We start from the raw sequence: 1,052 nt of genomic DNA, 5'->3' as shown, positions 1-1,052 counted from the left end.
TAGAGCAACGTGCTTTTAATCGGACGCATATCCTGCGGCCTTGAAGTAGTTCCAGCATTCGTCTTGGTCGTAGAGGTCGCATATGTTTCCAATGGCCCTCCAGAGGTCGTCAATGGTCCTTGCACCGATGCGCCGGAGGTGGGCTTTGAGCTTGGCGAAGGCCATCTCGATGGGGTTGAGGTCTGGACTATAGGGGGGCAAGAACAGAACCCATGCCCCCGCCTTCTCAATGATGGCCTTGGCCTTCTCACTTTTATGGCTGGACAGGTTATCGAGGATGACGACGTCGCCCGGACGCAGCGTCGGCGCCAACTGGGTTTCGACATAGGTTTCAAAGAGAACCCGGTTCATGGGCTGGTTGATAAGCCATGGCGCGGTCAGCCCATCGCACCGCAAGGCGGCAATGAAGGTCTGGGTCTTCCAGTGACCGAACGGCGCTCGCGCCTTCAAACGCCTTCCCCGACGGGCCCGGCCGCGCGCCCTTGTCATCTTCGTGGTTGTCGCCGTTTCGTCAATGAACACAAGGCGATGGGGTTCTTCGCGCATCCGGGGCTGACGGTGCCTCCGCCAAACCTGCCGATCCTTTCGGACATCAGCGCGTTCGCACTCCGATGCCAGCAGCGTTTTTTTTGGTGCTAAACCCCGCCTTCAGCAAGGCCCGCGACAGCGAGGCTGGATGTGCAACCACGCCGGTGGACGCTTCCAGCTTCGCTGCCAACTCCGGCATCGAGATATCTGGCACCGCCTCCACCCAGGCGATCAGCCGCGGCAGATATTCCGCCAATTTACCGTGACCGGGGGGCCGCCCTTGGCGACCGGGGGCCACCGAACCTGTCACGGCAACACGCTGCGCCAGCTTTACCGCGAAGCTCGCACTCACGCCAAAATGCCGCGCTGCATCACGCCGCGAGTAACCTGCCGCTATCCGCGCTTCAACGCGTTCCCGAAGATCTTCTGAATACGCCTTGCCCATGATCCACCTCCGATAAAGATGAATCACATCCAGACCAAAAAGGGAATCCTTCGATTCCGCTTTCTCGCGCGATGCTCTA

General features: G+C 59.8%; 1 protein-coding gene. It reads right to left on the bottom strand.

The annotated features are described in order from the left end of the window. Positions 1-15: 15 nt before the first annotated feature. A protein-coding gene (locus GE253_RS25670; protein WP_153206985.1) for an IS630 family transposase occupies positions 16-973 on the bottom strand; the annotation gives its coding sequence in 2 pieces (ribosomal slippage) (positions 16-649 and positions 648-973; 960 coding nt in all). Positions 974-1,052 lie beyond the last annotated feature (79 nt).

It is taken from the genome of Niveispirillum sp. SYP-B3756 (assembly GCF_009495745.1).
Lineage (GTDB): Bacteria > Pseudomonadota > Alphaproteobacteria > Azospirillales > Azospirillaceae > Niveispirillum.
The sequence above is the reverse complement of the archived record's forward strand: the minus strand, read 5'-3'. Positions and strand labels throughout refer to the sequence as shown.